Source organism: Hydrogenophaga sp. FG152 (assembly GCF_057809615.1).
In genome coordinates, this window is the sequence record NZ_JBMDKH010000033.1 from 1 (window position 1) to 26,008 (window position 26,008).

The 26,008-nt window shown below is 66.9% G+C and carries 26 protein-coding genes; 18 read left to right on the forward strand and 8 right to left on the reverse strand.

The window, feature by feature from the left end; all coding sequences use genetic code 11:
* A partial coding sequence (locus ACODTB_RS25100; protein WP_488929850.1) for an NUDIX domain-containing protein occupies positions 1-298 on the reverse strand: 298 nt, incomplete at its 3' end.
* A 161-nt stretch (positions 299-459) separates the two neighbouring features.
* Here ACODTB_RS25100 and ACODTB_RS25105 point away from each other — a divergent pair.
* Both ACODTB_RS25105 and pncB read left to right on the forward strand, forming a co-directional pair.
* Positions 460-1,275 (forward strand): cysteine hydrolase family protein, encoded by an 816-nt coding sequence (locus ACODTB_RS25105; protein ID WP_291114711.1) that lies wholly within the window; start codon positions 460-462, stop codon positions 1,273-1,275.
* Between the two features lie 25 nt (positions 1,276-1,300).
* Positions 1,301-2,530 carry a nicotinate phosphoribosyltransferase gene (gene pncB, locus ACODTB_RS25110; protein WP_291114713.1) on the forward strand — a complete coding sequence of 410 codons (1,230 nt, stop codon included), beginning with the start codon at positions 1,301-1,303 and terminating at the stop codon, positions 2,528-2,530.
* Between the two features lie 330 nt (positions 2,531-2,860).
* Here the strand turns inward: pncB and ACODTB_RS25115 are convergent, their stop codons facing one another.
* Both ACODTB_RS25115 and ACODTB_RS25120 read right to left on the reverse strand, forming a co-directional pair.
* Positions 2,861-3,658: a carboxypeptidase-like regulatory domain-containing protein gene (locus ACODTB_RS25115; RefSeq protein ID WP_488929851.1), complete on the reverse strand. Its 798-nt coding sequence runs from the start codon at positions 3,656-3,658 to the stop codon at positions 2,861-2,863.
* Positions 3,637-4,731, reverse strand: coding sequence for a hypothetical protein (locus tag ACODTB_RS25120; RefSeq protein WP_291114717.1), 1,095 nt, complete (start codon positions 4,729-4,731; stop codon positions 3,637-3,639). The genes ACODTB_RS25115 and ACODTB_RS25120 overlap by 22 nt, the downstream gene beginning before the upstream one ends.
* Positions 4,732-5,026: 295 nt before the next feature.
* Between ACODTB_RS25120 and ACODTB_RS25125 the strand changes: the two genes are divergently transcribed.
* Positions 5,027-6,022: a Bug family tripartite tricarboxylate transporter substrate binding protein gene (locus ACODTB_RS25125; RefSeq protein ID WP_291114719.1), complete on the forward strand. Its 996-nt coding sequence runs from the start codon at positions 5,027-5,029 to the stop codon at positions 6,020-6,022.
* 4 nt (positions 6,023-6,026) lie between these two features.
* Complete coding sequence (locus tag ACODTB_RS25130; protein WP_291114721.1) at positions 6,027-7,004, forward strand: D-2-hydroxyacid dehydrogenase family protein; 978 nt, start codon at positions 6,027-6,029, stop codon at positions 7,002-7,004.
* Here the strand turns inward: ACODTB_RS25130 and ACODTB_RS25135 are convergent.
* From ACODTB_RS25135 to ACODTB_RS25150, 4 genes are read right to left on the reverse strand one after another with little or no spacing between them, the layout of a single operon-like run.
* Positions 6,970-7,806, reverse strand: coding sequence for an alpha/beta fold hydrolase (locus ACODTB_RS25135; protein ID WP_291114723.1), 837 nt, complete (start codon positions 7,804-7,806; stop codon positions 6,970-6,972). The genes ACODTB_RS25130 and ACODTB_RS25135 overlap by 35 nt on opposite strands.
* Entirely contained in the window at positions 7,796-9,895 is a 2,100-nt protein-coding gene (locus tag ACODTB_RS25140) for an acetate--CoA ligase family protein (RefSeq protein WP_291114725.1), read from the reverse strand. Before ACODTB_RS25140 ends, ACODTB_RS25135 begins: the two co-directional genes overlap by 11 nt.
* Positions 9,892-10,686 (reverse strand): enoyl-CoA hydratase/isomerase family protein, encoded by a 795-nt coding sequence (locus tag ACODTB_RS25145; protein WP_291114727.1) that lies wholly within the window; start codon positions 10,684-10,686, stop codon positions 9,892-9,894. The genes ACODTB_RS25140 and ACODTB_RS25145 overlap by 4 nt, the downstream gene beginning before the upstream one ends.
* Positions 10,687-10,711: 25 nt before the next feature.
* The gene (locus ACODTB_RS25150; RefSeq protein ID WP_291114729.1) at positions 10,712-11,689 is read right to left on the reverse strand and encodes a tripartite tricarboxylate transporter substrate binding protein; all 978 of its coding nucleotides are present in this window, start codon (positions 11,687-11,689) and stop codon (positions 10,712-10,714) included.
* Positions 11,690-11,800: 111 nt separating this feature from the next.
* Here ACODTB_RS25150 and ACODTB_RS25155 point away from each other — a divergent pair, with 111 nt between their 5' ends.
* The 13 genes from ACODTB_RS25155 to ACODTB_RS25215 all read left to right on the forward strand — a co-directional run bounded on the left by ACODTB_RS25155 (position 11,801) and on the right by ACODTB_RS25215 (position 23,809).
* Complete coding sequence (locus ACODTB_RS25155; RefSeq protein ID WP_291114731.1) at positions 11,801-12,601, forward strand: IclR family transcriptional regulator; 801 nt, start codon at positions 11,801-11,803, stop codon at positions 12,599-12,601.
* 57 nt (positions 12,602-12,658) lie between these two features.
* Positions 12,659-13,195, forward strand: a complete 537-nt coding sequence (locus ACODTB_RS25160; protein WP_366833196.1) for a lipocalin family protein — start codon at positions 12,659-12,661, stop codon at positions 13,193-13,195.
* Positions 13,196-13,292: 97 nt separating this feature from the next.
* A complete protein-coding gene (locus tag ACODTB_RS25165) occupies positions 13,293-14,210 on the forward strand; it encodes a LysR family transcriptional regulator (RefSeq protein WP_291114733.1) in 918 nt (305 codons plus the stop codon).
* 150 nt (positions 14,211-14,360) lie between these two features.
* Entirely contained in the window at positions 14,361-15,572 is a 1,212-nt protein-coding gene (locus tag ACODTB_RS25170) for a Gfo/Idh/MocA family protein (protein ID WP_488929852.1), read from the forward strand.
* Between the two features lie 16 nt (positions 15,573-15,588).
* The gene (locus ACODTB_RS25175; RefSeq protein WP_291114740.1) at positions 15,589-16,875 is read left to right on the forward strand and encodes a Rieske 2Fe-2S domain-containing protein; all 1,287 of its coding nucleotides are present in this window, start codon (positions 15,589-15,591) and stop codon (positions 16,873-16,875) included.
* Between the two features lie 25 nt (positions 16,876-16,900).
* Positions 16,901-17,881, forward strand: a complete 981-nt coding sequence (locus ACODTB_RS25180) for a Bug family tripartite tricarboxylate transporter substrate binding protein (protein WP_291114742.1) — start codon at positions 16,901-16,903, stop codon at positions 17,879-17,881.
* An 80-nt stretch (positions 17,882-17,961) separates the two neighbouring features.
* A complete protein-coding gene (locus tag ACODTB_RS25185) occupies positions 17,962-18,924 on the forward strand; it encodes a DODA-type extradiol aromatic ring-opening family dioxygenase (protein ID WP_291114744.1) in 963 nt (320 codons plus the stop codon).
* Between the two features lie 38 nt (positions 18,925-18,962).
* Positions 18,963-19,367 (forward strand): RidA family protein, encoded by a 405-nt coding sequence (locus ACODTB_RS25190; RefSeq protein WP_291114746.1) that lies wholly within the window; start codon positions 18,963-18,965, stop codon positions 19,365-19,367.
* A 27-nt stretch (positions 19,368-19,394) separates the two neighbouring features.
* Complete coding sequence (locus ACODTB_RS25195) at positions 19,395-20,441, forward strand: amidohydrolase family protein (RefSeq protein WP_291114748.1); 1,047 nt, start codon at positions 19,395-19,397, stop codon at positions 20,439-20,441.
* Entirely contained in the window at positions 20,438-21,301 is an 864-nt protein-coding gene (locus tag ACODTB_RS25200) for an HpcH/HpaI aldolase family protein (RefSeq protein WP_291114750.1), read from the forward strand. The genes ACODTB_RS25195 and ACODTB_RS25200 overlap by 4 nt, the downstream gene beginning before the upstream one ends.
* 31 nt (positions 21,302-21,332) lie before the next feature.
* The gene (locus ACODTB_RS25205) at positions 21,333-22,112 is read left to right on the forward strand and encodes an SDR family oxidoreductase (protein WP_291114752.1); all 780 of its coding nucleotides are present in this window, start codon (positions 21,333-21,335) and stop codon (positions 22,110-22,112) included.
* A 27-nt stretch (positions 22,113-22,139) separates the two neighbouring features.
* Positions 22,140-22,835: a fumarylacetoacetate hydrolase family protein gene (locus ACODTB_RS25210; protein WP_291114754.1), complete on the forward strand. Its 696-nt coding sequence runs from the start codon at positions 22,140-22,142 to the stop codon at positions 22,833-22,835.
* A gap of 2 nt (positions 22,836-22,837) precedes the next feature.
* Entirely contained in the window at positions 22,838-23,809 is a 972-nt protein-coding gene (locus ACODTB_RS25215; protein WP_291114756.1) for a PDR/VanB family oxidoreductase, read from the forward strand.
* A 2-nt stretch (positions 23,810-23,811) separates the two neighbouring features.
* Here ACODTB_RS25215 and ACODTB_RS25220 read toward each other — a convergent pair whose 3' ends face one another.
* Complete coding sequence (locus ACODTB_RS25220; RefSeq protein ID WP_291114758.1) at positions 23,812-24,744, reverse strand: LysR family transcriptional regulator; 933 nt, start codon at positions 24,742-24,744, stop codon at positions 23,812-23,814.
* Between the two features lie 193 nt (positions 24,745-24,937).
* On the opposite strand from ACODTB_RS25220, the gene ACODTB_RS25225 reads away from it, so the two are divergent.
* The gene (locus ACODTB_RS25225; protein WP_488929853.1) at positions 24,938-25,912 is read left to right on the forward strand and encodes a tripartite tricarboxylate transporter substrate binding protein; all 975 of its coding nucleotides are present in this window, start codon (positions 24,938-24,940) and stop codon (positions 25,910-25,912) included.
* Positions 25,913-26,008: the final 96 nt, after the last annotated feature.

The window sequence follows — 26,008 nt, forward strand, 5'->3', positions numbered from 1 at the left end:
GCACGCTGGGCGGCACCAGGGCGTAGTAGACGACGGTGAGCGACCAGCCCCGTGGATCGCGGCCGGGGCCGGAGAAGGTGCCGTACTCTTCGAGGTAGGGGCTCACGACACCCGCCTTGCGCTTGAGCACGCGCGCAGCTGCCGCGCCGGCGTGGTCGTCCTGGTCCTCGTGCATGTAGCCACCGGGCAGCGCCCAGAGCCCCTTGAAGGGCTCGGTGTCGCGCTTGAACAGGGCGACTTCCAGCTCCCCCTCGACCAGGGTCAGGAGCACGGCGTCGACGGTCAGGATGATGGACATGGTGGGAAATTTTTTCGGATTCTACTGCTTAGATTCAAAATGAATTGAATAGGTGTATGGATCAATTCATGTGGCATTTTTCAAGAATCTGAAGACTAAGATGTAAAAAGAATCAAAATAGATGGACTGAATTCATCGACACCCACCAAGGACGGATGGACATGCGAACCAAGCTCCTGATCATTGATCCCCAGAACGACTTCTGCGACATCGAGGGCGCGGCGCTCCCGGTGACCGGCGCCCGCGACGACCTGCGCCGCCTGGCCCGCTTCATCGACGCCCAGGCGGCCCGCCTCAGCGACATCACGGTGACGCTGGATTCGCACGCCAGCGTCGCGGTCGAACGCACCAGCTTCTGGCTGACCCGTGAGGGTGAGGCCGTGGCGCCGTTCACCTTCATCACGGCCGCGAGCGTGGCCGCTGGCGAGCACCGGCCCCGCGATGCCCGCCTCACCGGCCAGGTGATGGCCATGCTCGACCAGCTGGCCACCGCGGGCAAGCAGGGCATGGTGGTGTGGCCGGTGCACTGCGTCACGGCCACGTGGGGCCACAACATCCAGAGCGACCTTGCCAACAGCCTCGCCGCCTGGGAGATGGCCCACCAGCGCGCGGTGACCAAGGTGCTCAAGGGCGAGTATCCACTGACCGAGCATTTCGGCGTCTTCGAGGCCGACGCCCCAGTGGCCTCGGTGCCGGGCACCCAGTTCAACCGCGCGCTGGCCGCCTCGGTGGCCAGTGGGGCCGACTTCGTCGCGTTCGCGGGCCAGGCGTCAAGCCACTGCGTGGCCGCCAGTTACGACCAGTTCATGCGCTTCCTCGCCAGCGCGCCCGCTTTCGCACCCCGGGTGGTGCTGCTGCGCGACTGCATGAGCCCGGTGCCCGGCTTTGAGACACTGGCGGACGGCCTTTTCGAGCGCGCGCGGGCTGCCGGCAGCCTGGTGCTGGGCGTGGACGAGTTCGCCGCGCGAATCCGCTGACTTCAGACAAGACAAGGAGCGCAACATGGGCAGAACCACCGACACCGCGATGCAGGCCGAGGCGGCGTTCTCGCCCGTCGTGAGCTCGCTGCTGGGCACCGATCTCTACAAGTTCACGATGCTGCAGCCCATGCTGCACTCGATGCCGGCCAACCAGGCAGAGTACCGCTTCGTGTGCCGCAACCAGCCCGGCTACCCGCTGGCCGAGTTGCGGGAGGAAATCGAACGCCAGATGGCGCACCTGTGCACCCTGCGCTTCACCGAGGATGAGCTCCAGTACCTGGGCGGTCTGCGCTACATGAAGTCCGATTTCATTGACTTCCTGCGCATCTTCCAGCTCCAGCACCGCTACGTGACCGTGGCCGCCCAGGGCGATCAACTGGTCATCGTGGCCCAGGGGCCGCAGATCCACGTGATGTTCTTCGAGATCTTCGTGCTCGCCATCGTCAACGAGGTCTATTTCCGCCGCCTCGCCACGCCCGAGGTGATGAGCGAAGGCCGCCGGCGCCTGCAGGAGAAGATCGCGTTGCTGCGCAGCGTCCGCGCCCGACGCCGCAACCCTTTCGAGTTCTTCGACTTCGGTGTGCGCCGCCGCTTCTCGGCCGCCTGGCAGGAAGTGGTGGTGGCCACGTTCGCGAAGGAAGTGCCCGAGTTCTTCAAGGGCACTTCCAACGTGTACCTGGCGAAGAAGTACGGGCTGGTGCCGATCGGCACGATGGCGCACGAGTACCTGCAGACCTTCCAGGCCATGGGCGTGCAGCTCAAGGGCTTCCAGAAGGCCGCGCTGGAGACCTGGGTTCAGGAGTACCGCGGTGACCTGGGCGTGGCCCTGACCGATGTGGTGGGCATGGACGCCTTCCTCGCCGACTTCGACCTCTACTTCGCCAAGCTCTTCGACGGCCTGCGCCACGACTCGGGCGATCCGGTAGCCTGGGGCGAGAAGGCGCTGGCGCATTACGAGCGCCTGAAGATCAATGCGCACACCAAGCGCCTGGTGTTCTCCGACGGGCTGGACCTGCCGACCGCGATCGGCCTCTATGAACACTTCGCCGACCGCATCCAGACCGGCTTTGGCATCGGCACCAACCTGACCAACGACATGGGCTTGCCGACCCTGAACATCGTCATGAAGCTGGTGAGCTGCAACGGGCAACCGGTGGCCAAACTCTCCGACTCGCCGGGCAAGACCCTCTGCGACGACGAGACCTTCCTCGCCTACCTGCGGCAGGTGTTCCGCGTCGCGGCGCACCCCTGAATTCCACTCCTTGGAATTGGGGTGGTGCACTGCCCGACCAGGCGACCTGGGAGCGCGGCTGGTCTGTAGTCGGCAACCATGTCGTCAGCGACACTTTGGGGTTGGCGTGACCGTTCCTTCTCCTGTCGGTGAATCGATTGCAGCCATCAGCGTCGCGGCGCCGGCACAGCGCACGTCTCCAGCGAGCAGCGCTTTGTCGTGAAAGCCAAGAGAGATGCCATTGCTGCTTTGGTGCCGGAGTGACCCCAGCTTCGTATTGGCATAGGAAAAAACTTCTGGCCAACTGGCTGGACTCGAATTCCCCCAAGTCGGCCGGAAAAAGGGGCATCGTCAAGGGATTTCTTGAATCCGCATCTCGTTGACGATCTTGCCGCCGCCGAAACCCTTGTCGCCGGCCTGCTTGAGGATGTTGTCCATGTCTTGTTGAGACTTGACCGTGCCCGTGAGTCGGATGCTTCCGCTGGAGTCAAAACGAAGTACACCCAGGGAGGGCGACAAACTCCTCTTGATTGAATTCTCGAACTCGCGCGCTTTCATGAGTTCTTCATCCACTTTCAAGAGTTCCGAGTAGGCCGACTCGCTGTGCGTCAGAACGTTGCCGAACACCAGTTTCTTTTCTGCATCCGGCAAGCCTGCGATGGACGCGTAAATGGCATTGGCCTTTTCTTTTTGACCTGTGTCAGAGGCGACTTTTGCGTTGATTCCTACTTGATTTCGGTAGGTCGAGTTCGACCGGATCGCCTCCTCGTCGGTCAACGGTACCTCGCCCTGAAACGCCAGCATCAACCCTTCGGAGCGCTTGAGCGTCACTGCCAACGTGGTCGGATTTCGGGAGTAACCCGGCTTGCTGATGCGTGCGTATTCCTTTCCGGAGAACGAGGGCACCGAAGGAAAACGGAAGTAGAAGTTGCCGCTGGTGTTGGTCAGCGTGGTGGAAATGGGGCTGTTTTTGTCGTCAAACAGCACCACGGTGGCGCCCGTGACCGGCTTGTCCCCATTGGAGCCACCGGTCTCCACCACTTTTCCGGAAACCACAAACTCCACTGCCCAGGTCATCGGGCAATGCATTGCAAGAACCAGCAAGGCGAAGTACGGCGTTGGGTTCATCATTTCCTCACTAAAGAGCATGTTGGCTTGATCTTTTCAACATCGCGCAAATCGGTGCCAGGGCCACCCGTCAAACTGAATTCAGCCAGCTGACGGCTCCGCGGCTTCACCACCGGCCAGGCCACCCGCAGGCGCGCCACGTCCTCGACCACAAGCCAGTCCTCATTGGATGCCCCGTCGATCGGCCGCCAGTAGCCCGGCGAGGTGGAGAACTTGCCTCCCGCCAGAGTCAGGTCGCATTCAACGCCAGTGAATGCTTCCATCGGACCCACCCTGAGCGTCCACAAAAAATCAGCGCGGTTTTCTTTCTCTCGGATCTGCTTGAGCGCGATGGTCGCCTGGGGGGCGTTCGGCCACACGACGAGCCGGGCGACTGCGGACTCGGAATGCGTGTCTCTGAAGATGCCCGCGTTGGCCTGCACAGACACATTGATCTTGTGTTCACCGGCCTTGAGCCCATCGGCAAAGAGCTGGTACGAGCGGCTCTTGGTCGCAGGCAGTGAAGTGCCTTGGGCGTCCACCAGTTTGAACTTCTCACCGGCTTGCGCTTCTCCCGGGCTCAGTGTCGGTTGAATTCGAATCTCGGACAGTTCAACATTGGAGAGTGCGTTCTCCACGGTAAGGATCGAAGTGAACGAGCCGCCTTCGTCGACCTCGTATTCGTGGTTGTTGAGCCTCACGGTGTACTGGGGTGCGGCAATCAAGACGTCATACCGCTTGTTGAGCACATCCAGTGCACCGAGCACTGCCACCGTGGTTAACAGCAAGGGCACCGCCTTGCTCTTCATCTTCTGGGAAAAGTCCGGCGCCTTTGTCAGGGGTTCCATCGCTGTCCCTGCCAGGGAAACCGTTGAGCTGCCCAGTCGGTATTGCAGCGTGGGCTCGTTGGCGTGTGCGTCGTCTGATGACGACCAGTACGCGATGAATCGCAGCTTCCCGTCCTGGTCTCTGACGGGCTGAACGGCATTCAGGCCTTTGAGGTTCTTCAACAGGTCGGTCGGAATTTCGACCAGCGTGCTTTCGTGAATAGCGACGAAAGCCGTGCTTCGAGGAGCCGGTGACTTCAATGCTTCGATAAGACGCTTGAATCCCAAGATGCCCTCCACTTGTCGCCATTGTGCCGGTCTGTGCGCGGCGAGCCGGGTGTTTCGACGGGCTCAACTCTAGTTTCCGCAGATGGCTTGTCAAGCCGTTTTGGGGGAAAGTCCGCGCCTGCTCGCCACCATGGGACCAATGGCCAGGGGCTTTCTCCCCGAGAAAGTGCGCCGGTCGAATTCCATTCTGTGGAATTTGGGTGGTGCGCGGTCCGACCAGGCGTCCTAAGCTGCGCGGAGGTGCCACGGCCACGCCGTGCCGCCTTCCCATACCTAGACCTGGAGACACCGACCGATGACCACCCAACACCCCTTGTCGCGCCGCCGCTTCAACGCCGCGCTCGGTGCCAGCCTGGTCCTGCCGTTTGCGGCACCCGCGCTGGCGCAGCCACAGGCTTTTCCGAACAAGCCGATCCGCATCCTGGTGCCGTTCGCGGCAGGCGGCCCGACCGACCTGATGGCCCGCGCCGTCGGCAAGAACCTATCGACCTCCATGGGTCAGCCGGTGATCATCGAGAACAAACCCGGTGGCGGTGGCGTGATTGCCATGGGCGAGGTGGCGCGCGGCCCGGCCGATGGCTACACGCTGGTGTTCCCTTCCATCCTCGCGGTGACCAACCCCGCGCTCATGCCCAACTACCCGTTCGACACGCTGCGCGACTTCGCGCCACTGACGGTGGTGGGCTACATCCCGCACGCGCTGGTGGTGCGGCCCGACTTCCCGGCCAAGGACCTGCAGGCCCTGGTGGCCATGGCCAAGGCCGCGCCCGGCAGCGTCAACTACGGCTCCTCGGGCAACGGCACCTCGGCCCACCTCGGCGCCGCGCTGTTCGCGCAGCGCGCCGACATCAAGGTCACGCACGTGCCCTACCGCGGCGCGGCCCCGGCGGTGCAGGACCTGCTGGGCGGTCAGATCCAGTTCATGTTCCTCGACATGAGTTCGGCGCTGGCGCAGATCAAGACCGGCAAGCTGCGCGCGCTGGCTGTGGCCCCGGCCAACCGCTTCGCCGGCCTGCCCGACGTGCCCACCGTGGCCGAGCAGGGCTACCCGGGCTTCAACGTGCACGGCTGGTACGGCCTGTTCGCGCGCAGCGGCACGCCCGCGCCCATCGTGCAGGCGCTCTACACCGAGGTGAAGAAGGCGCTGGCATCGGCCGAGATCCGCGAGCTGTTCCAGAACTACGGCATCGAGGCCGGCGGCATGCCGCCCGAGGACTACACCGAGATCGTGCGCAAGGACCTCGCCATGTGGAAGCGCACCGTCGACCAGCTTCAGATCACCCTGCAATAAGTCCATGATCATTGCGATTCCCGACGACTACCAGGACTGCGTGCGGCACCTGGACTGCTTCGCCAAGCTGGCCGGCCACGAGGTGCGCATCTTCAACGACTCGGTGAAAGGCACCGATGCCCTGGCGGCGCGCTTCGCCGACGCCGAGGCCATCGTGCTCACGCGCGAGCGCACGCGCATCGACGCCGCCTTGCTCGACCGCCTGCCGAAACTGCGCCTGATCAGCCAGACCGGCAAGCTCGCGGGCCATGTGGACCTGGCCGCGTGCAGCGCCCGTGGCGTGCGGGTGGCCGAGGGCAGCGGCGCGGGGTCGGCCACGGCCGAGATCGCCTGGACGCTGGCGCTGGCCAGCCGGCGGCACCTGGTGAGCGAGGCCAACCGGCTGCGCGACGGGCAATGGCAGGGCCACCTGGGCCAGCAACTCAGCGGGCAGCGCCTGGGCGTCTGGAGCTACGGCCGCATCGGCCGGCAGGTCGCGGGCTACGGCCGCGCCTTCGGCATGAAGGTGTGGGTGTGGGGCCGCGAAACCTCGACCGCCGCCGCGCGCGCCGACGGCTTCGAGGTCGCGCCGTCGCGCGAGGCCTTCTTCGCGCAGAGCGACGTGATCAGCCTGCACGTGCGGCTCTACGCCGACACCGTGGGCATCGTGACGGCCGAGGACCTCGCGCGCATGAAGCCCACGGCGCTGCTGGTGAACACCAGCCGGGCCGAGCTGATCGCGCGCGGCGCGCTGGAGCACGCGCTGGTGCAGGGCCGGCCCGGTTTCGCGGCGGTGGACGTGTACGAAGAAGAACCGGTGCTGGGCGCAAACCACCCCCTGCTGCGCCTTCCGAACGTGCTGTGCACCCCGCACATCGGCTACGTGGAGAAGGACAACTACGAGCGTTACTTCGGCATCGCCTTCGACCACATCCTGGCCTATGCAGAAGGCCGCCTGAGCGACGGGGTCAGTCCCGCAGCCAGTCCAGCAGCAGCGGGTTGATGGCGTCGGCCTGCTCGTACTGCACCCAGTGCCCGGCCCCGGCCACGACGCGGGTGCGGGCCTCGGGCAGGGGGGCGGCCAATGCGGGCGCGATGCGCGCGGGCTCGGCCGTCACATCGTGTTCGCCCCAGGCCAGCAGGGTCGGCCCGGCATAGACCGCCAGCGCCCCGGCGAGGCCGCCAGCGCGTGAGATCTCCTTGCTGCGGAACCGCGTGCGCACACAGGCCTCGGTGTGCACGCGCAGCGCGAGCGGGTCGATGCCGTCGGCCGCCCCGCTGAGCATGTGCATCGCGAGGTTGTGGCGCATGGCCTGTTCCACCGCCGCCGCATCGCCCGCGCGCCAGGCCGGTTTCCAGTTGACCAGTTCGCCCTTGGGGCGGCGCGGCCCCTGGTGGCCGCCCGTGCCCAGCAGGGCCAGGCGCTTCACCTGGGGCCGCTGCGCGGCCAGGTGCGCGGCCACCAGGCCGCCGAACGAGAAGCCCACCAGTTGCAGCGGCGTGCCGGGACCGATGAGCGTGTCCAGCGTGAACAGCGTGGGGTCCAGCAGCGCGACCAGACCCTCGACCTCGGGAGCGTCCGAGTCGCCGAAGCCGGGCAGGTCGGGCACCCACACGGTGTGCTGCGCGGCCAGCGCGTCGATGTTGCGAACCCAGTGCAGCCAGCTGCCGTGGCCGCCGTGTACCAGCACCACCGGGCTGCCGCTGCCGAAGCCGCGCCAGCAGACCTGGCCGCCGGCCCAGGCCACGCGCTCGGTGCGGGCCTGCGCGGACAGCGTGTCGATGAAGTCCGCGTCAGCCCGCATCGGCCAACACCACCACGCCGTCGGCCGCCTTCACACCATGGCCTTCGGGCAGCACGAACACCGGGTTGATCTCGGCCTCGATCAGCCGCTCGCCGAGCTGCGCGGTCATCTGCGAGAACGCGACGATGGCCGAAACCAGGGCCTCGACGTCGGCCTTGGGCCGGCCCCGGTAGCCGTCGAGCAGGGGCCAGGTCTGGAGCTCGCGCAGCATGCCGTGCGCCACCTCGCGGCTCAGGCCGCCTTGTGGGGGCAGCATGCGCAGCGTGGTGTCCTTGAACAGTTCGGCGGTGATGCCGCCCATGCCCAGCAGGATGGCCGTGCCCAGCGCGTCGCGGTGCATGCCGAGGATGAGCTCGGTGCCGCCCGACACCATCTCCTGCACCAGGAAGCGCGTGGGCGCCACCCCGGCCTTGGCCCGCACCTCGTCGGCCATGCGGGTGAGGCGCGCACCGATCTGTGCGGGCGTCACGTTGACGGCCACGCCGCCCACGTCGCTCTTGTGCGTGATCTCGCCCGTCAGGATCTTCAGCACCACGCGCTCGCCCAGCGCGCGCGCGGCCTGCTCGGCCTCGGCCGGGCTGACCACCACGGTTTCGGCGGTGCAGGGAATGCCGAAGCGCCGGAACAGCTGCTTGCACTCGGCCTCGTTCAGCGAGCCGCTGCCGATGTCGTGCACCGCCACCGGCGCGCCCAGCGGCGCGGCGGGGTGGTCGCTCCAGCGACGGGTCTGCAGCATGCTGTTGAGGGCCACGCTGCAGCTCTCGGCGTCGGCGAAGGCCGGCACGCCGCGCTGCGTCAGCAAGGCGGCCACCTGCGGTGCGTGCGGGCTCACGTAGGCGATCACGGGTTTGTCGCTCAGGGGCAGGCAGTCCTGGATCGCATTGGCCATCAGCTCGGGCATGGCCAGGCTGGACGAGCCCACGATGATGGTCAGCGCGTCGTAGCTCGGGCTCTCCAGCAGGGCGCGGATGGCGCCGCGCAGCAGCTCGGGCTGCAGGCCCGCCAGCGTCACGTCGATCGGGTTGCGGTCCAGTGCGGCCTGCTCGCCGGTCTGCAGCGCGCGCAGCTTCGCGGCGGTGGCTTCGTCGGGCGGCGGGGTCTCGAGACCGGACACGCCGTAGCTGTCCGACACCAGCGTGCCAGCGCCGCCGGTGGAGGTGAGGATGGCCACGCGCGGGCCGCGCAGCACGCGCCCGGTGGACAGCGCCACCGGAATGTCCAGCAGGTCGCTGAAGGTCTGCGCGCGGATCACGCCCACTTCCTTGAACAGCGCGTCGTACATGCGGTCGGCGCCGGCGAGCGCGCCGGTGTGCGAGACGGCGGCCTGGGCGCCGGCCTCGGAGCGGCCGATCTTGAACGCCACCACCGGCTTGCCCGCGCGCGCGGCCTTCAGCGCGGCCTGGCGGAAGCGTTCGGGGTGGCGCACGCTCTCCACGTACAGCGCGATGACCCGCGTGGCCTCGTCGTCGGCCAGGTGGTCCACGAAATCGGCGAGGTCCAGGTCCACCTCGTTGCTGGTGGAGATCAGCTTGGACAGGCCGATGCCGCGCGCGGCTGCGCGCGAGAGCAGCGCGCCCAGGATGCCGCCGCTTTGCGAGACCACGCCCACCGGGCCGGCCGGGAAGCGGTCCATCTCCAGCGCGCCGCTGGCCGAGAGCACGATGTTGTCGGTGAGGTTGACCAGTCCGATGGTGTTCGGGCCGAGGAGGCGCATGCTGCCTGCGGCCTCGCGCAGCTGTGCCTGGCGGCGCGCGCCTTCCTCGCCGGTCTCGGTGTAGCCGCTGGCCAGCACGATGGCGGCGGCCGTGCCGCGCGCGGACAGGTCCGACACGGCCTTGTGCGCGCGCTCGGCGCCGAGCAGCACGATGCCCACGTCGGGCACGGCCGGCAGCGAGGCCACGTCGGGGTAGCAGCGCAGGCCGTCGATCTGCTCGGCGCGCGGGTTGATCGGGTAGATGTCGCCGGTGAAGCCGTGCTTGCGCAGGTAGGCCACCGGGCGCCCGGCGGTCTTGCCCGCGTCGGCCGAGGCGCCGATGACGGCGACGCTGCGCGGCTGCAGCAGCCGGGAGATGGGGGTCACGGGGTTCATGCCTGGGGCGCGGCTTTGTTCAGAAAGGCCATCACCGAGTCGCGGTGCTCGGTGCTCGTGTAGCAGATGCCCTGGGCCTGGCTGCCCTGGGCGAAGACCTGTTGCGCCGGCAGCTCGAAGGTCTGGTTCAGGATGGTCTTGCTCAGCGCGAGCGCGGTGGCCGAACCCTGGCTGAGTTCGCGCGCCCAGGCCTGGGCGTCGGCCAGCAGCCGGTCCGCCGTGGTCTTGCGGTCCACGATGCCGAGCGAGAGCGCCTCGTCGGCATCCACCTTGCGGCCGGTGAAGATGAGCTGCTTGGCGATCGGCAGGCCCACGCGGCGCGGCAGGAAGTACATGCCGCCGCCGTCGGGCACGATGCCGCGGTGGATGTACGACCAGGTGAAGCTGGCCCATTCGCTGGCGATGATGAAATCGCAGGCGAGGGCGGTGTCGGCGCCCAGGCCGGAGGCCGCGCCGTTCACGGCCGCGATCACCGGTTTGGGCATGGTGTGCAGCAGCATCTGCGTGTGGTGCACGCGCTGCTGCCGGTGCCAGCCGTTGAAACCCACTTCGCCGGCCGGGGCGTTCATGCGCTTTTCCATGCCGGCCACGTCGCCGCCGGCGCAGAAGCCCTTGCCGGCGCCGGTGAGCACCAGCGCGCGGATGGCCTTGTCGGCCGCGACCTGCTCCAGCGCGTGGATGAACTCCGCGCGCATGGCGTCGCTCATGGCGTTGCGTTTGTCGGGCCGGTTCAGCGTGAGCGTGGCGATGCCGGTGTCAACCTGCAGATCGATCAGGGGAGGCGTGGACATGGTGGGTTCCAGAGAGAAGAGAGGGTCAGTTCGAGGTGATGTTGTTTTCTTTGACGATCTTGCGCCAGCGCGCTTCCTCGGCGCGCACGTAGGTCTCCAGCTCGGCCGGCGCACCGGCGCTGATCACCAGGCCTTCCTGCTCGACCTTCTTGCGGAATTCGTCGGTGGCCACGGCCTTCTTGGCAGCGGCGTTGAGCTTGTGGATCACGTCGGGCGGCGTGCCGGCGGGTGCGTACAGGCCGTACCAGCTCTCCATCACGTAGCCGGGAATGGTTTCCGCGATGGCCGGCACGTTCTTGAGCACCGCCGAGCGCTCGGCGCCGGTCACGCCCAGCGCGCGCAGCTTGCCGCTTTCCAGGCCCGAGGACACGGCGGTGGCGGTGCCGAAGATCATGTCCACCTGGCCGCCCAGCAGGTCGGTGAGCGCCGGGCCCGCGCCCCGGTAGGGGATGTGCTTCATCTGCACTTTGCCGAGGTTGTCGAACATCTCGCCGGCCAGGTGCGCCGAGGTGCCGTTGCCCTGCGAGGCGTAGTTGAGCTTGCCCGGGTTGGCGCGGGCCGCGTCCAGCACGTCCTTGACGGACTTGTACGGGCTCTCGGCGCGCACCACCAGCACGTTGGGGCCCTTGCCGATCAGGATCACAGGCGCGAAGGCCTTGTCGTTGTCGTAGGGCAGCTTGGGCATCAGGCTGGGGTTGACCGCGTGGGCGAAGGTGGAGATCACCAGCGTGTAGCCGTCGGCCGGGCTCTTGGCCACGAGGTCGGTGCCGATGATGGTGCCCGCGCCGGGCTTGTTCTCGATCACCACCGTCTGGCCCAGCTCCTTGGACATGCCCAGGCCCAGGGTGCGCGCGATCAGGTCGGTGCCGCCGCCGGGCGCGAAGGGCACGACCAGGCGGATCGGCTTGTCGGGGAACTGGGCCAGCGCGGCGGTGGTGGCGAGTGCCGCCGACACGAAGAAGAGGCTGATTCGCGCGGCGGCGGTTCGACGGGAATAGGGCATGGTTGTCTCCGGTAAGGCCATGGGTGAAAACGGTGTTCTTTTCAGGGAAGCATGCTACGTTCGATGCTTGACAGCCGCATCCCTTCAATTCCAATCAGTGGAATCAAGAACGTGAAGACCTTCTCTGCTCCGACCCCGACCGAGGACCGCTTCGGCAGCTCGCCCACCAACCGCTCGCTGGAGCGCGGCATCCTGATCCTGCGGGCGTTCCGCCCCGGCTCGAGCTGGCTGGGCAATGGCGACCTTGCGGAGCGCACCGGCCTCTCGCCTTCGACCATCAGCCGGCTCACGCAGACCCTGGTGGGCGCGGGTCTGCTGCAGAACGACCGGCGGCGCCGCGCCTACCGGCTCGCGCCGCCGGTGTTGAGCTTCGCGCACGCCATGCGGGCCGGCTCGCAGGTGCTCGCGGTGGCCGCGCCGCGCATGCGCGCGCTGGCCGAAAGCCAGCGCGTCAACGTGGGCCTGGCCGCGCCCGACAACGACGAGATGGTGTACCTCGAATCCATCCGCTACAACCGCCGCGTGGCGCTGCGCAACGTGGTCTCGGGGCAGCGGGTGCCGATGGAGCTCACCTCGCTGGGCCGCGCCTACCTGTCCACCGTGTCGGCCGGCCGGCGCAAGGCGCTGTTCGGCGTGTTCCAGCGGCGCTGCGGCGGCCACTGGCCCGAGGTGCAGGCCGACATCCTGGCGGCCATGCGGCAGGTGCAGGAGCAGGGCTTCTGCGCGGCGTCCTGGCAGCCGGAGGTGGTGGCCATGGCCCTGCCGCTGGACACGGTCGAAGGCATCCACGTCCTCAACCTCAGCGTCTCCACCGAGGAGCCGCTGCCGCGCGTGGTGCGCGAGCTCTCGGGTTCGCTCAAGGCATTGGCCGCGGACATCCAGGATGCGCTGGCGCGGGAGGTGGAAGTCTGAGCCGGCGTGTGCGTTGCCGAACGGAGCTGGCCTGCGGGTCCGGCTATAAAGGGGCGCATGAAGAAGGCATCTTTCTGGTTCTGGCCGGCTGCCATGATCGCCGGCTCCTTGCTCGTCGCAGGCTGCGCGGTGCGCGTGCCCGACAACCTGCAGCCCGTCACCAACTTCGATGTGGGCCGCTACGCCGGCACCTGGTACGAGCTGGCGCGGATCGACCACCGGTTCGAGAAAGGCCTGGTCAACGTCAGCGCGCAATACAGCCTGAACTCCGACGGCACGGTGAAGGTGGTGAACCGCGGATTCAACCCGGCAAAAAACGAATGGAAGGAAGCCACGGGCACGGCCCGCTTCCTGGGCGATCCGCGCACGGCCGCGTTGAAGGTGTCCTTCTTCGGGCCGTTCTATGGCGGGTACAACGTGGTTCGGCTGAGCGACGACTACCAGACCGCGCTCGTGATCGGCAACACGCGCGACTACTTCTGGCTGCTCTCGCGGCAGAAGACGATGCCCGAGGCGCAGAAGCGGGCACTGCTGGCCGAGGCCGCCCGGCTGGGGGTCGACTTGAACAAGGTGATCGAAGTCCCTCAGCCTTGAAAAGGGGCGGCGGATCGGCGGTGGCGGTGCGGCGTCCTAAACTACCGCCCTCCACCTGCCGTTCCATCGGCGCCTTTTTTGACGGGATCTGCCCAGCGTGTCACGCCCCACCTTGCTGCACATCGAGACAGCACTTTCCGTCGCCCACATCGGCTCCTTCAGCGGCGCGGCCCGCAAGCTGGACGCCACGCAGCCCGCCATTTCGGCCCGAGTGCGCGAACTGGAAGCGGCGTTGGGGTATCGCCTGTTCACGCGGCGCGGCCAGCGCATGGAACTCACGGTCAAAGGGCGCCAGTTCCTTGAACAGGTGGAACCGCTCTTTGTCCAGCTGCAGGGCATTCTCAACGAGCGCGAGTCGCCGGTGCCGGCCAGCATCCGCGTGGGCTGCGGCCAGATCGCCATGTCCGCCTGGCTGGGCAAGGTGATCGGTCGCATGCAGTCGGCCAACACGCGCCTGCGGTTTCAGGTGTCCATCGGCATCTCGACCGTGCTCATTCCGCTGCTGGACCAGGACAAGCTGGACATCGCGGTGACCGTCGGCAAGATCGACTACCCGGGCCTGCACACGGAGCGGCTGGGGCGCCGCTCCAGCGGCATGTGGGTGACCACGCCCGATCGCTGGAAGAAGTACGCGTCCTACGCAGGCTCCACCGCGAAACCGGACCTGGCGGATCTCATCAACTGCGGCCCCGTGTGGACACCGCCGCTGAGTTCGCGCCTGTACACCGAGCAGAGCGAGATTCTGCGCGACCATGGCGGTCACATGCGCAACATCAACACCTGCGATGACTCCCGCGTGCTGGCCGACCTGATCGTGACCAGCAGTGGCCTGGGCTATGCGCAGCACGTGCTGATCAAGGACCGGCTGGCCTCGGGGGCGCTGGTCGAAATACCGGGCCTGCCGGGCACCGTCAACTCGGACTACCACTTCGTCTGGCGCGAGGCCAACCTATCGCCCATCGTGCACATGCTCATGAAGCTGGCGAAGGCAGAAAGCGAGCAGTGGGCGGTCTGAGGTCCGTGGATTCGGGGCGGTTTCCATCAAATAATTTTTGATATCGATCAAAAAATTTCTTGATATCTGGGCGGTGGGCGCGCACAAAACTAGCGTCCATGAACCACCGCCATCGCACATGCCTCGCGCATGTCCTGACCCGAGAGCACCATGGCTGCCGAGCGTGACGGTCCCGCGCGCGGGGGCGAGAAACCCGTGCGGCTCGGCATCCTCGGTCTTGGTCTGGCCGGGGGCATCATGGTCCCCATCGCCGGCCGGCATGCGCGAATCGAGCTGACCGCAGCGGCCGACCTCAGCCCCTCGCTGCGGGAGCGCTTTGCCCAGGACCACCCCGGCGTGGCGGTGTTCTCCGATGCGGCGTCGCTGATGCAAAGCGACCTGATCGACGCGGTCTACATCGCCACACCCCATCAGTTCCACGCAGAGCACGTGTTGCTGGCGGTCCGGCACGGCAAGCATGCCGTGGTCGAGAAGCCCATGGCCCTGCGGCTCGACGAATGCGACCGCATGACCGAAGCGGCCGATGCGGCCGGTCTCGCGCTCATCGTCGGGCACACGCATGGCTTCGACCCCGCCATCGCGCGGCTTCGCGAGTGGACCCGGTCGGGCGAATTCGGCCGGCTCGCCATGGTGGTCATGTGGAACTACACCGACTTTCTCTACCGCCCACGCCGTCCGGAAGAGCTCGACACCGCGCTCGGTGGCGGCATTGTCTACAACCAGTTGCCGCACCAGATCGACGTGGCGCGAATGATCGCCGCGGAACCCGTCGAATCGGTTCGCGCTTCCCTCTGGCAACTGGATGCCACGAGGCCCACCGAAGGGTGCTGTTCGGCAGCGCTGCATTTCCGCAGCGGCGCCGTGGCGAACCTGACCTACAGCGGCTACGACCACTTCGACAGCGACGAACTGCACGGCTGGGTGAGTTCATCGGGCTTTCCCAAGGCGCCGCGACACGGGACGGCGCGCCGTGCCCTGGCGCAGGCGGGCGGCGGCGACGCGGAGCTGCAGCTGCGGCAGACGCAGTACGGCTATGGCAGCGGCCGAAGCAGCGGCGTGCCTTCCTACCCGCCGCACTTTGGCCAGCTGATCGCCACCTATGAGCGCGCCGACGTGCGTTCCACGCCCCGCGGCCTGGCGGTGTATGGCGACGACGGTGTCCGGGAGATCGCTTTCGACCCATCGATGAGCGGGCGCACCTGCGTGCTCGACGAGCTGTGTGCCGCCGTCCTGGATGGTCAGGCCCCGGTCCACGACGGCGCATTTGCCCGCTCGACGCTCCACACCTGCCTGGCGCTGCTGCGCTCTTGCGCCGAGCGGCGCGAGTTGAGCCTGTCGAATTTCCATCCCCACTCGGACTAACTGAAGCGAGAACGATATGTTGAACCAACAAGACAACGACCTGCTGACCCGGGTCGAGAACCAGGCCCCCCTGGGCCAGCTGATGCGCCGCTACTGGATGCCTGCGTGCATGTCGGAAGAACTGCCGCAGCCCGATGGGGATCCCATCAAGGTGCGCGTGCTGGGTGAAAACCTGGTGGCCTTCCGGGCGACGGATGGCAGCGTGGGTGTGATGGATGAGCTGTGTCCGCACCGCCGCGCCTCGCTCCTCTACGGCCGCAACGAGGAGGGCGGCTTGCGCTGCCTATACCACGGCTGGAAGATGGACGTGGAGGGCAACGTGGTGGACACGCCCGCGGAAGTCCGCCGGGAGGGCGCTCCGTGCAAGAAGATCAGGCACAAGGCGTACCCGGTGCGGGAGAGCCATGGTTTTGTGTGGATCTACATGGGCGAAGAAGCCACCATGCCCGAGTTCGAGCCGCCGGCGTTCGCGAACGGCACCAACCCGATCATCAGCATCGCCAAGATCAACCTGCCCTGCAACTGGGCACAGATCGTCGAAGGGGGCATCGACTCGGCACACGCGTCCCTGCTGCACTCGAGCGAAATCCGTCCCACAGGCAACACCGCGCGCGCCGGTCTCGCCGAGACGCACACCCTGACCCGTCCTTCCGTGGACAAGGCGCCGCGCCTGCACGTTCACCGCACCGAGTACGGCATGCGCTACGTGGCGCTGCGCACGCCCATCACGAATCCCGAGACGGACGAGTACGCGCGCATCGCCACCTTCATCGCGCCCTGCACCGTGCTCTCGCCGCCCAACGGCACCTACAGCACCATCCAGTTCATCGTTCCGCGCGACGACGAGAGCACCAGCTTCTACTTCGTGGGCTGGACCGATGACCAGACCGAGGGCACTGGCGTGACCCAGGAAGTCTGGCGCCAACGCATGGGTGCGGTCGTCGGTGTCGACCTGGACGACGACCACTGGCCCTTGCGCACGCCGGCCAACCGGTTCAAGCAGGACCGGGCCGCGATGAAGCAGGGCAGCTTCACCGGCGTGCGCGGCATTGCCAACCAGGACAGCATGATGTGGGTGACCATGGGCCCCATCAGCGACCGCAGCAAGGAGCGCCTGGGCACCAGCGACGCGGCCGTGGCGCAGTTCCGCCGCGTGATGGTGGAGGCCGTGAAGGCGTTCTCGCGCGGCGAGCCGCCGATTGGCACGACGCAACCCCGCCTGCCGCACCGCCGCATCCGATCGTTCGAAGGGGTCATCAAAAAAGAAACCGACTGGCGCGAGCTGGGCATCCTGCCCGAGTGAGCAAGAACTTTCAGGAGACAAACACATGAAACGCAGAACATTCCTCGCCGCAACAACCGCCGGTGTGGCGTCGCTGCACCCCCTGGGTGCCGTCGCTCAGGCCGACTATCCGAACCGGCCGATCCGGATCGTCGTGGGCTATGTGCCCGGCGGTGGGCCGGACTACATCGCGCGCGCCATCTCCACCCGCCTGGGCCAGGTTCTGGGCCAGGCGGTGGTGGTCGAAAACCGCCCGGGTGCGGGCGGCACGATGGCCACCAGCCTGGTGGTGAAGTCGCCCGCCGATGGCTACACCTTGTTGCTGGGCGAGACCGGTCAGCTGGAGATCGCGCCCTATGTGTTCAAGGACCTCGCCTACGACCCCGTCAAGGATCTGACGCCGCTGGCCTTGCTCAGCGACGCGGCCGGCGTGGTCCTGGTCACCCATTCCCGCACCGGCATTCGCACGCTGGCCGATCTCGTGAAGGCGGCCAAGGCGGCACCGGGCGCGCTGAACTATGGATCGGTCGGTCCCGGCACCCGCCAGCATCTGGCGGTCGAGGTGTTCAAGCACGAAGCGGGCATCGACATGGTCCACGTCCCGTACAAGGGCGCCGGGCAGACCTTGCCCGCGCTGCTCGGCGGCGAGATCCAGATCCTCAGCGGTGCGCTGCAGACCTTCCAGCCGCAGATCAAGGCCGGAACGCTCCATGTGCTGGCGGTGCTGGGCCCCAAGCGGCTCAGCCTCATTCCGGATGTGCCCTCGCTGAGCGAGGCCTACCCCGGCTACAAGGGCTTCGAGTCGCAGTCGGGCCTGCTCGCGCCGGCGGGATTGCCCGCTGCGATCCGCGACAAGCTGGAGCAGGCCATCAAGGAGACGGTGGCTGCACCGGAGGTGAGTGGCCGTCTGTCTTCCGACGGGCGCTCCGGTCAGTTCCTCGACGCGAAGGCCTACGGCGAGCTGATCAAGGACAACCTCCGCAAATACGAACAGGCCGCCAAGCTGGCGAAGTTCACGCCCACCTGACGGCCCGTCCTCCGCTTCGTTTCACCGGAACCAGAACCATGGCCCACATCACGCTAGGGATTGGCACGAGCCACAGCCCCATGCTCAACCTCTCCGCGAGCCAGTGGCGCCACCGCGCCGAGGTCGACTTCAACAACCGGAAACTGACCCTGTCCGACGGGCGCACCCTGAGCTACCCCGACCTGCTGGCCGAGCGCGGGCCGAGGTTCCGCGATCAGATTGAACTCGACCTGATGGAGCAACGCGAGCGCGGGTGCCAGGCCGCGCTCGACCGCCTGGGCGACGTGCTCGAGCGCGCCGCGCCGGACGTGGTGCTGATCGTGGGCGACGACCAGGCCGAGCTGTTCTCCTCCGACAACCAGCCCGCGTTCGCCATCTTCCACGGCGAGGAGATCGTCACCACCACCGGCAAGTACACCAAGAGCTCACCCGACTGGATGCAACAGGTCGGCCGGGGCTTCCTGATGGATGACATCTACCGCCTGCCCGCCGCGGGAAGCTTCGGTTGGGAACTGATCGAGCGCCTGATCGACATGGAGGTCGATGTGGCGTCCGTGGGTGGCGTGAAGGACCCGGCGAAGGCTGGCTTCGGCCATGCCTACGGCTTCATCGTCAAGCGCCTGTTCCGCCGCAGCATCCCGGTGGTGCCGGTGATGCTGAACACCTACTTCGCCCCCAACGTGCCCAGCGCCAGCCGCTGCTACGACGTGGGCCGCAAGCTGCGCGCGGCCATCGGCGCCATGCCTTCGGAGCTCAAGGTGGCCGTGGTGGCCTCGGGCGGCCTCTCCCACTTCGTCGTGGACGAGACATTGGACCTGCGCGTGATCGACGCCTTTCGCGAGGGCAACGAGCAGCCCCTGCGCACCGTGCCGCGCGAGGCGCTGCGCTCGGGTTCCTCGGAAATCCTCAACTGGATCCTGACGGCCGGCGCGGTCGATCACCTGCCGCTGCAGATGGCCGAGTACTTCCCGCTCTACCGCAGCGAAGCGGGCACCGGCGTGGGCGCTGGCTTCTGCTACTGGGCCGTTGAATCGCTGGCCTGAGCCGCCCCTTCTTTTTCAATCACAGGCACGGAACCACCATGACCAGCAGCCGCCGACCCCGTTCCCTCGAGATCGAGGGCGTCACCCACGGATCCGCCCCCATCCCCATGGGCGCGCGCGTGGGCAACATGATTTTCACGTCGGGCATTTCCGGCAAGGACCCCCGCACCGGCCAACTCGCCGAAGGCGCGCAGGCACAGGCCTTTCACGCCTTCGACAACCTGCGCCGGCTGCTGGAGAGCGGCGGCGCCACCATGGCCGACGTGGGCCAGGTCACGGTGCTGACCGCAGACGAGGCCTTGCGCGAGGTGGTCAACACCGAGTGGCTGCGCCACTTCCCCGACCCGAACGACCGTCCCGCGCGGCACACCACCGTGCAAGCCCTGCGCGGCGGTGCCCTGCTGCAACTGCTTGCCATCGCAGCCGTTCCCGACAACGGCTGACCTTTTTTCCATCGAAGTTGAGTTCCCATGATCATTGATTGCCACGGCCACTACACCACCGCTCCGAAGGAGCTGGACCACTTTCGCGCCCGCCAGCTCGCGGGCATGGTCAACCCGGCCCTGCACCCCCGGCTGGAGGATCTGCTCATCACCGACGAGATGTTGCGCGAGTCGGTTGAAAGAGCCCAGCTGAAGTTCCAGCGCGAGCGCGGCACCGACCTCACCATCTTCTCGCCCAAGGCCGCCGGCATGCAGCACCATTACGGCGACGAGCGCGTGTCGGCCCAGTGGGCGCGGGTCTGCAACGACCTGATCCACCGCCTGACGCAGCTCTACCCCGCCAACTTCGCCGGTGCCTGCCAGTTGCCGCAGCTGCCCGGCGTGTCGCCCAGCAACTGCATTCCCGAGCTGGAGCGCTGTGTCAACGAACTTGGCTTTGTCGGCGTGAACGTCAACCCCGATCCTTCGGGCGGCTGGTGGAAAGACGCGCCGCTGACCGACCGCCACTGGTACCCCCTCTACGAAAAACTGGTGGAGCTGGACGTGCCGATGATGGTGCACGTGTCATCCTCGTGCAATGCCTGCTTCCACGCCACGGGGGCGCACTACATCAACGCCGACACCACGGCCGTGATGCAGCTGATCCAGGGCGACCTGTTCAGGGACTTCCCCACCCTGCGCGTGATCATTCCCCACGGCGGCGGTGCGGTGCCTTACCACTTCGGCCGCTACCGCGGCCTGGCGCTCAACCTCAAACGGCCTTCGCTGGAGGCGCATCTGTTCAACAACGTCTTCTTCGACACCTGCGTGTACGACCAGCGTGGCATCGACCTGCTGACCGAGGTGATTCCGCACGACAACCTGCTGTTCGCCTCGGAAATGGTCGGTGCGGTCAAGGGCCTGGACCCCAACACCGGCCACTACTTCGACGACACGCGGCGCTACGTCGATGGCGCCAGGGTGCTCGACGAAGCGTCGCGCAAGAAGATCTACGAATCCAACGCGCTCAAGGTCTTTCCCCGGCTCAAGGCCGTGCTGGCGCGCCGCGAGGCCTTCCTGGAGGCACAGGCATGAGCAAGACCCGCCTCAATGGCCTGATCCGCTGCCTCGAACGCGGCGAAGTGGCGACCATGTCGTTCTGCCCGCCCACCATCGAAAGCGCGATCGGCTTCAGCACCACGTCCTACGACGGCGTCATGGTCGAGTGCGAGCACAACCCGTGGGACGCACTCGCGCTGCGCGACACCTTCCAGTACCTGCTCAACCGCCGGCAGATCGCCCAGTCGGGCTCCATCGCCCCGGCCGTCACGCCGATCGTGCGCATTCCCGCCAACGGCGGCGAGATGAACCAGTGGATGGCCAAGCAGGCGCTGGACCTGGGCGCCTACGGGATCGTTTGGCCGCACGTGAGCACGGTGGAGCAGGCCCATGCCGCGATCTCCGCCTGCCGCTATCCCACGCTCAAGAGCCATCCCCTGCATGAGCCCTTTGGCCAGCGGGGCGACGGCGGCACCTCGGCGGCGCGCTACTGGGGCCTGCCCCGGGACGAGTACTACCGCAAGGCCGATGTGTGGCCGCTCAACCCGGAGGGCGAGATCCTCGCCGTCCTGATGATCGAAGACGTCGAAGGCATCGGCAACCTGCGCGAGATGCTGCGCGAGGTCAAGGGGATCGGCGCCATCATGATCGGCGAGGGCGACCTGTCGCAGGAACTCGGCGTGCCGCGCCAGTACAACCACCCCGACCTGCTCGACGCCATGGCGCAGATCCGCTCGATCGGCCAGGAATTCAACGTGCCGGTGGCTCACCCCCACGTGGGCATGGACAACGTGGAGCGCGCCCACGAAGAGGGCTACCGCATCCTCGTCTGCGGCCCGAGCAAGACCTATCCCACGCTGGACAAGGCCCGCCAGCTCGCGGGCCGCACCCAGTAACCCCGCACCCCGCAACATCACAGGAATCGATATGGATCTCGGAATCTCGGGCCGCACGGCCCTCGTCATGGCATCGTCCAGCGGCCTGGGCCTGGCCTGTGCCAGGACCCTCGCCGAAGAAGGCGTGAACGTCTGGCTCAACGCGCGCGACAGCGCCCGCCTGGAGGCCGCTGCGGCCGAGCTGCGCAAGACGGCCAAGGGCAATGTCCACACGGTCAGCGCCGATGTCACCACCGACGCTGGCCGCCAGGCCATCCTCGCCAGGGTCAAGGACGTGGACATCCTGGTGACCAACAACGAAGGTCCCAAGCCCGGCAGCCTCGACGAGTGGGACCACGGCGCCTGGGTCGGTGCGTTCGAGAAGAACATGATCCCGCACGCGCTCTTCATCCGCCACTACGTGCCGGGCATGCGCGCGCGCCAGTTCGGCCGCATCGTCAACATCACCTCGGCGATGGTGAAGGAACCGCGCGTGCACCAGTCGCTCTCTGCGGCTGCGCGCACCGCATTGACGGCGTTCTCCAAGGCGCTGTCGCGCGAGGTGGTGGTGGACAACGTGACCATCAACAACCTGCTGCCCGAGCGCATCGACACGCCGCGCCAGCGCTTCATGGCCGAACGTCTGATGAAGCAGAAGGGCATCACGATGGAAGAGGCGCGCCAGACTTTCGCCAACAGCATCGCGGCCAAGCGCTTCGGCAAGCCGGAGGAATTCGCGGGCGCCTGTGCTTTCCTGTGTTCGGTGCAGGCCAGCTTCATCTCCGGCCAGAACCTGCAGATTGACGGCGGCTCCTTTGGCGGTCTTTTCTGATTCCGATTCACCCGGTTTTCACCTTCCATGACATACACCTTCGAGCCACCCGCGCCCGTGGCCCTTCCTGTGGTGGGCCAGCAGGCGACTTTTCCCGCGCGCCGCGTGTACTGCGTCGGCCGCAACTACGCCGAGCACGCCAGGGAAATGGGCTTCACCGGCCGCGAACCGCCGTTCTTCTTCCTCAAGCCCGCCGATGCGATCGTGACGGTGAGCGATGGCGCGACCGGCGCGATGCCGTACCCCCCGCTGACGCAGAACCTGCACCATGAGATCGAGCTGGTGGTGGCGATCGGAAAGGGGGGCAAAAACGTGGCCGCTGCCGACGCCATGGGCCACATCTTCGGCTACGCCGTGGGCCTGGACATGACACGCCGCGACCTGCAGCTCGCGCAACGCGATGCGGGCCGCCCCTGGGACATCGGAAAGGGCTTCGACCATTCCGCCCCCATGGGCCCCATCACGCCCGCCGCGCAAGCGCCGGGCATCGAATCCGCGGCCATCTGGGTGAAGGTGAACGATCGGGTGCGCCAGCAGAGCAGGGTCTCTTCGCTGATCTGGCGCATCGCCGAAATCATCGAGCACATCTCCGCCGCCTGGGAGCTGCAACCGGGCGACCTGATCATGACCGGCACGCCAGAAGGTGTGGGCCCTGTCGCGCAGGGCGACCTCATGGTGGGGGGCATCGACGGCCTGGGCGAACTGCGTGTGAAAGTCGTCTGACCATGGTGGCGACTCCGGTCTCGCTTTCCCTGCGGGTGGTGCGCAAGCAGGCGCAAACGCCCGACATCTGCTCGTTCGAACTTCAATCCCTCGACGGGTCGGCACTGCCGGCTTTCCAGGCCGGCGCGCACATCGACATCCAGGTGCCTGGAGGGCCGGTGCGCCAGTACTCGCTGTGCAATCCGCCGGGCGAAACACACCGGTACGAGATCGCTGTGCTGCGTGACGCCCGATCGCGCGGGGGATCCGTGGGCATGCACGCGCTGCGCGAGGGACAGGCGCTTGAGGTCAGCGTGCCGAAGAACCATTTCCCGCTGGCCGACGATGCGCGGCACCACGTGTTGTTCGCGGGCGGCATCGGCGTCACGCCCATTCTCGCCATGGCGCACGCCTTGGCGGAAAAGGGGGCGTCGTTCGAACTGCACTACTGCACACGCTCTGCGGCGGTCACGGCGTTCCGGCAACGCCTGGCCGACAGCGCCTTTGCCGACCGCGTCGCGTTCCACCACGATGACGGCCCTGCCGCAGACCGGCTTGACGTGCAAGCCCTGCTGCAGTCGCTCCCGCTGCCGGGCGCGCACCTCTACGTCTGTGGCCCCGGCGGTTTCATGGAATGGGTGCTGGCGGCGGGCCGCAGCGCGGGCTGGAGCGAAGACCGCCTGCACCGCGAGTACTTCGCCGGCGTCCAGATCGATGCCGGCGCGGACCAGGCCTTCGAGGTGCAGATCGCCTCGACCGGCCAGGTCATCACCGTGGCGGCCGACCAGTCCGTCACCGCCGCGCTCGCGCTGAACGGCATCGAGGTGCCCACCTCGTGCGAGCAGGGCGTGTGCGGCACCTGCATCCTGCGGGTGCTGGACGGCGCGCCGGACCATCGGGACATGTACCTGACGGACAGCGAGCGGGCGCTGAACACCCAGTTCACCCCTTGCTGCTCACGGGCCAGGTCGGCGCGTCTGGTGCTCGACCTCTAGCGTCAGGCCACCATGCCCAGCGACGGATCTTCCACGCACAGGTCGCCCGTCCTGGCGAAGTAGTCGATCAGGAAATCCTTCAGCACGTCGGCCACGGGCAAAGCGGTGCGCGAACGGTTGGTGAACAGGTTGTATTGGCGGACGATGCGCGGTGCCTCGCACTCCAGCATGCGCAATTGGTGCACGCCAGTGGCCGAGCGCACGAGCCCCGGGCAGATCGACAGGCCGATGCCGGCCGCCACCATGCCCAAGGCGGCGGTCATGTCACCCACTTCATAGACGTTGGCCGGTTCGAACGGCGTGCCCAGTTCCAGCCTCAAACGCAGCAGCGGGTAGCTGCCGACGAAGATCAAGGGTTGTTGTTCCAGTTCGGCCCAGGTCACGGAGCGGCGCGTGGCCAGCGGGTGGTCGGGATGGCAGACCGCGTGCACCCGCGACCTGAACAGCGGCGTGGCCTCGATGTGGCCCTGGTCGATCGTGTCGGTGAACGTCGAAATCGCCATATCGGCCTCGCCCTTCTCGACGGTCGAACGGATGTTCTGGATCAGGGTGTCCACCGGCATGACGCGGATGTCGGGGTGCAGCCGGTGGAACTGCGCGAACACGGGCGCCATCAAAGACCAGCCGACCAGGCGCGATGTGGCGATGCTCACCACGCCCGCGCGGTGGTTCCTCAGGTCGTTCGTGCAGCGCTCCGCGTCCTGCAAGGCAAGAAGCACCTTCTCTGCGTAGGGGATGTACTGAGCCCCGGCGGCGGAGAGGCTGACCTTGCGCGTCGTGCGGTCGAGAAGGCGCAAATCCACGATCGCCTCGAGCTCGCGCATCGAGTTGCTCAACGCAGCCTGGGTGACGTGCAACACCTTGGACGCCTCCACAAAGCTGCCGAGCCTGGCAATGGTGACAAATGCGCGCAGATGCCTGAAGTTGACTTGCATTGAGGATGAATATCAAAAGGTTTCAGTCGCTTGCCGGACGTTTATTTTCATCACTAAAACTATATCAATCAATGAAAAAATGTTGCTTGTTGTTAAGTAAATCGATTTTTAAACTTCGTGCCAATGAATGTGACGGCGTCGCGTTGCCCTCAGCGCCGACGCCGAAATGACCAACGACATTGGAGACAACGCGATGAAGAAATCCTTGCTGGGCGCACTGCCACTGGCGGCTGCGGCCATGGCCCTGTGCCCGACCACGGCGGGCGCCACCGACTACCCCAGCAAACCCATCCGCATCGTCGTGCCCTTCGCCACCGGCGGCGGCACCAGCAACGCGGCCCGCATCATTGGCGAGAAGCTCACCGAGCGCTGGGGCCAGCCGGTGGTGATCGACAACCGCCCCGGCGGCAACACGGTGATCGGCGCCGAGCACGTGGCGAAGTCGCCGGCCGACGGCTACACGCTGTTCTTCGCCAACAGCAGCTTTGCCATCAACCCCGGCCTCATGCCCAAGCTGCCCTACGACTCCGGGCGCGACTTCGCACCCGTGGCCACGCTGCTGGTCAACAACTTCGTGATGCTGGCCCACCCCAGCGTGCCCGCGCGCAACCTCTCGGAACTGATCGGTGTGATCAAGGCCAAACCGGAAGACCACCCCTACCCGACGGTGGGCGCCGCCGGCATCGGCCGCGTGGCCAGCGAAATGTTCAATGCGCGCATCGGCCAGCAGCTGGTCAACATTCCCTACAAGGGCACGAGCCAGCTGGCCACCGACCTGATGGGCGGCCAGGTCAGGTACGCGCTGGAGATCCCTGCGGTCTACATCCCGCAGATCAAGGCCGGCAAGGTGCGCGCCCTGGCGGTGACCGGCACGCACCGCATGGCCGCCTTGCCGGACGTGCCCACCTTCGCTGAAGCCGGCTTGCCCGACTTCAACGTGCAGAGCTGGTACGGCCTGCTGGCGCCGGCCGCCACGCCCAGGCCGGTGATCGAAAAACTCAGCGCCGCGATTCAGGACATCCTGAAGACGCCCGACGTGCGGCGCCGCTTCGAAGCCATCGAGGCCGAACCGCTGGTCGGCGGGCCGACCGAGTTCGCCGCCCTCATCAAGAAGGACACCGAGAGCTTCGCCAAGGTCATCAAGGCCGCCAAGATCGAAGCGCCGTGACGCGGGCCGACCCGCAGCGGCGGGTCGCTGGTTACACCGCCGCAGCGAGTTCGGGCACGGCGGTGAACAGATCGGCCTCCAGGCCGTAGTCGGCCA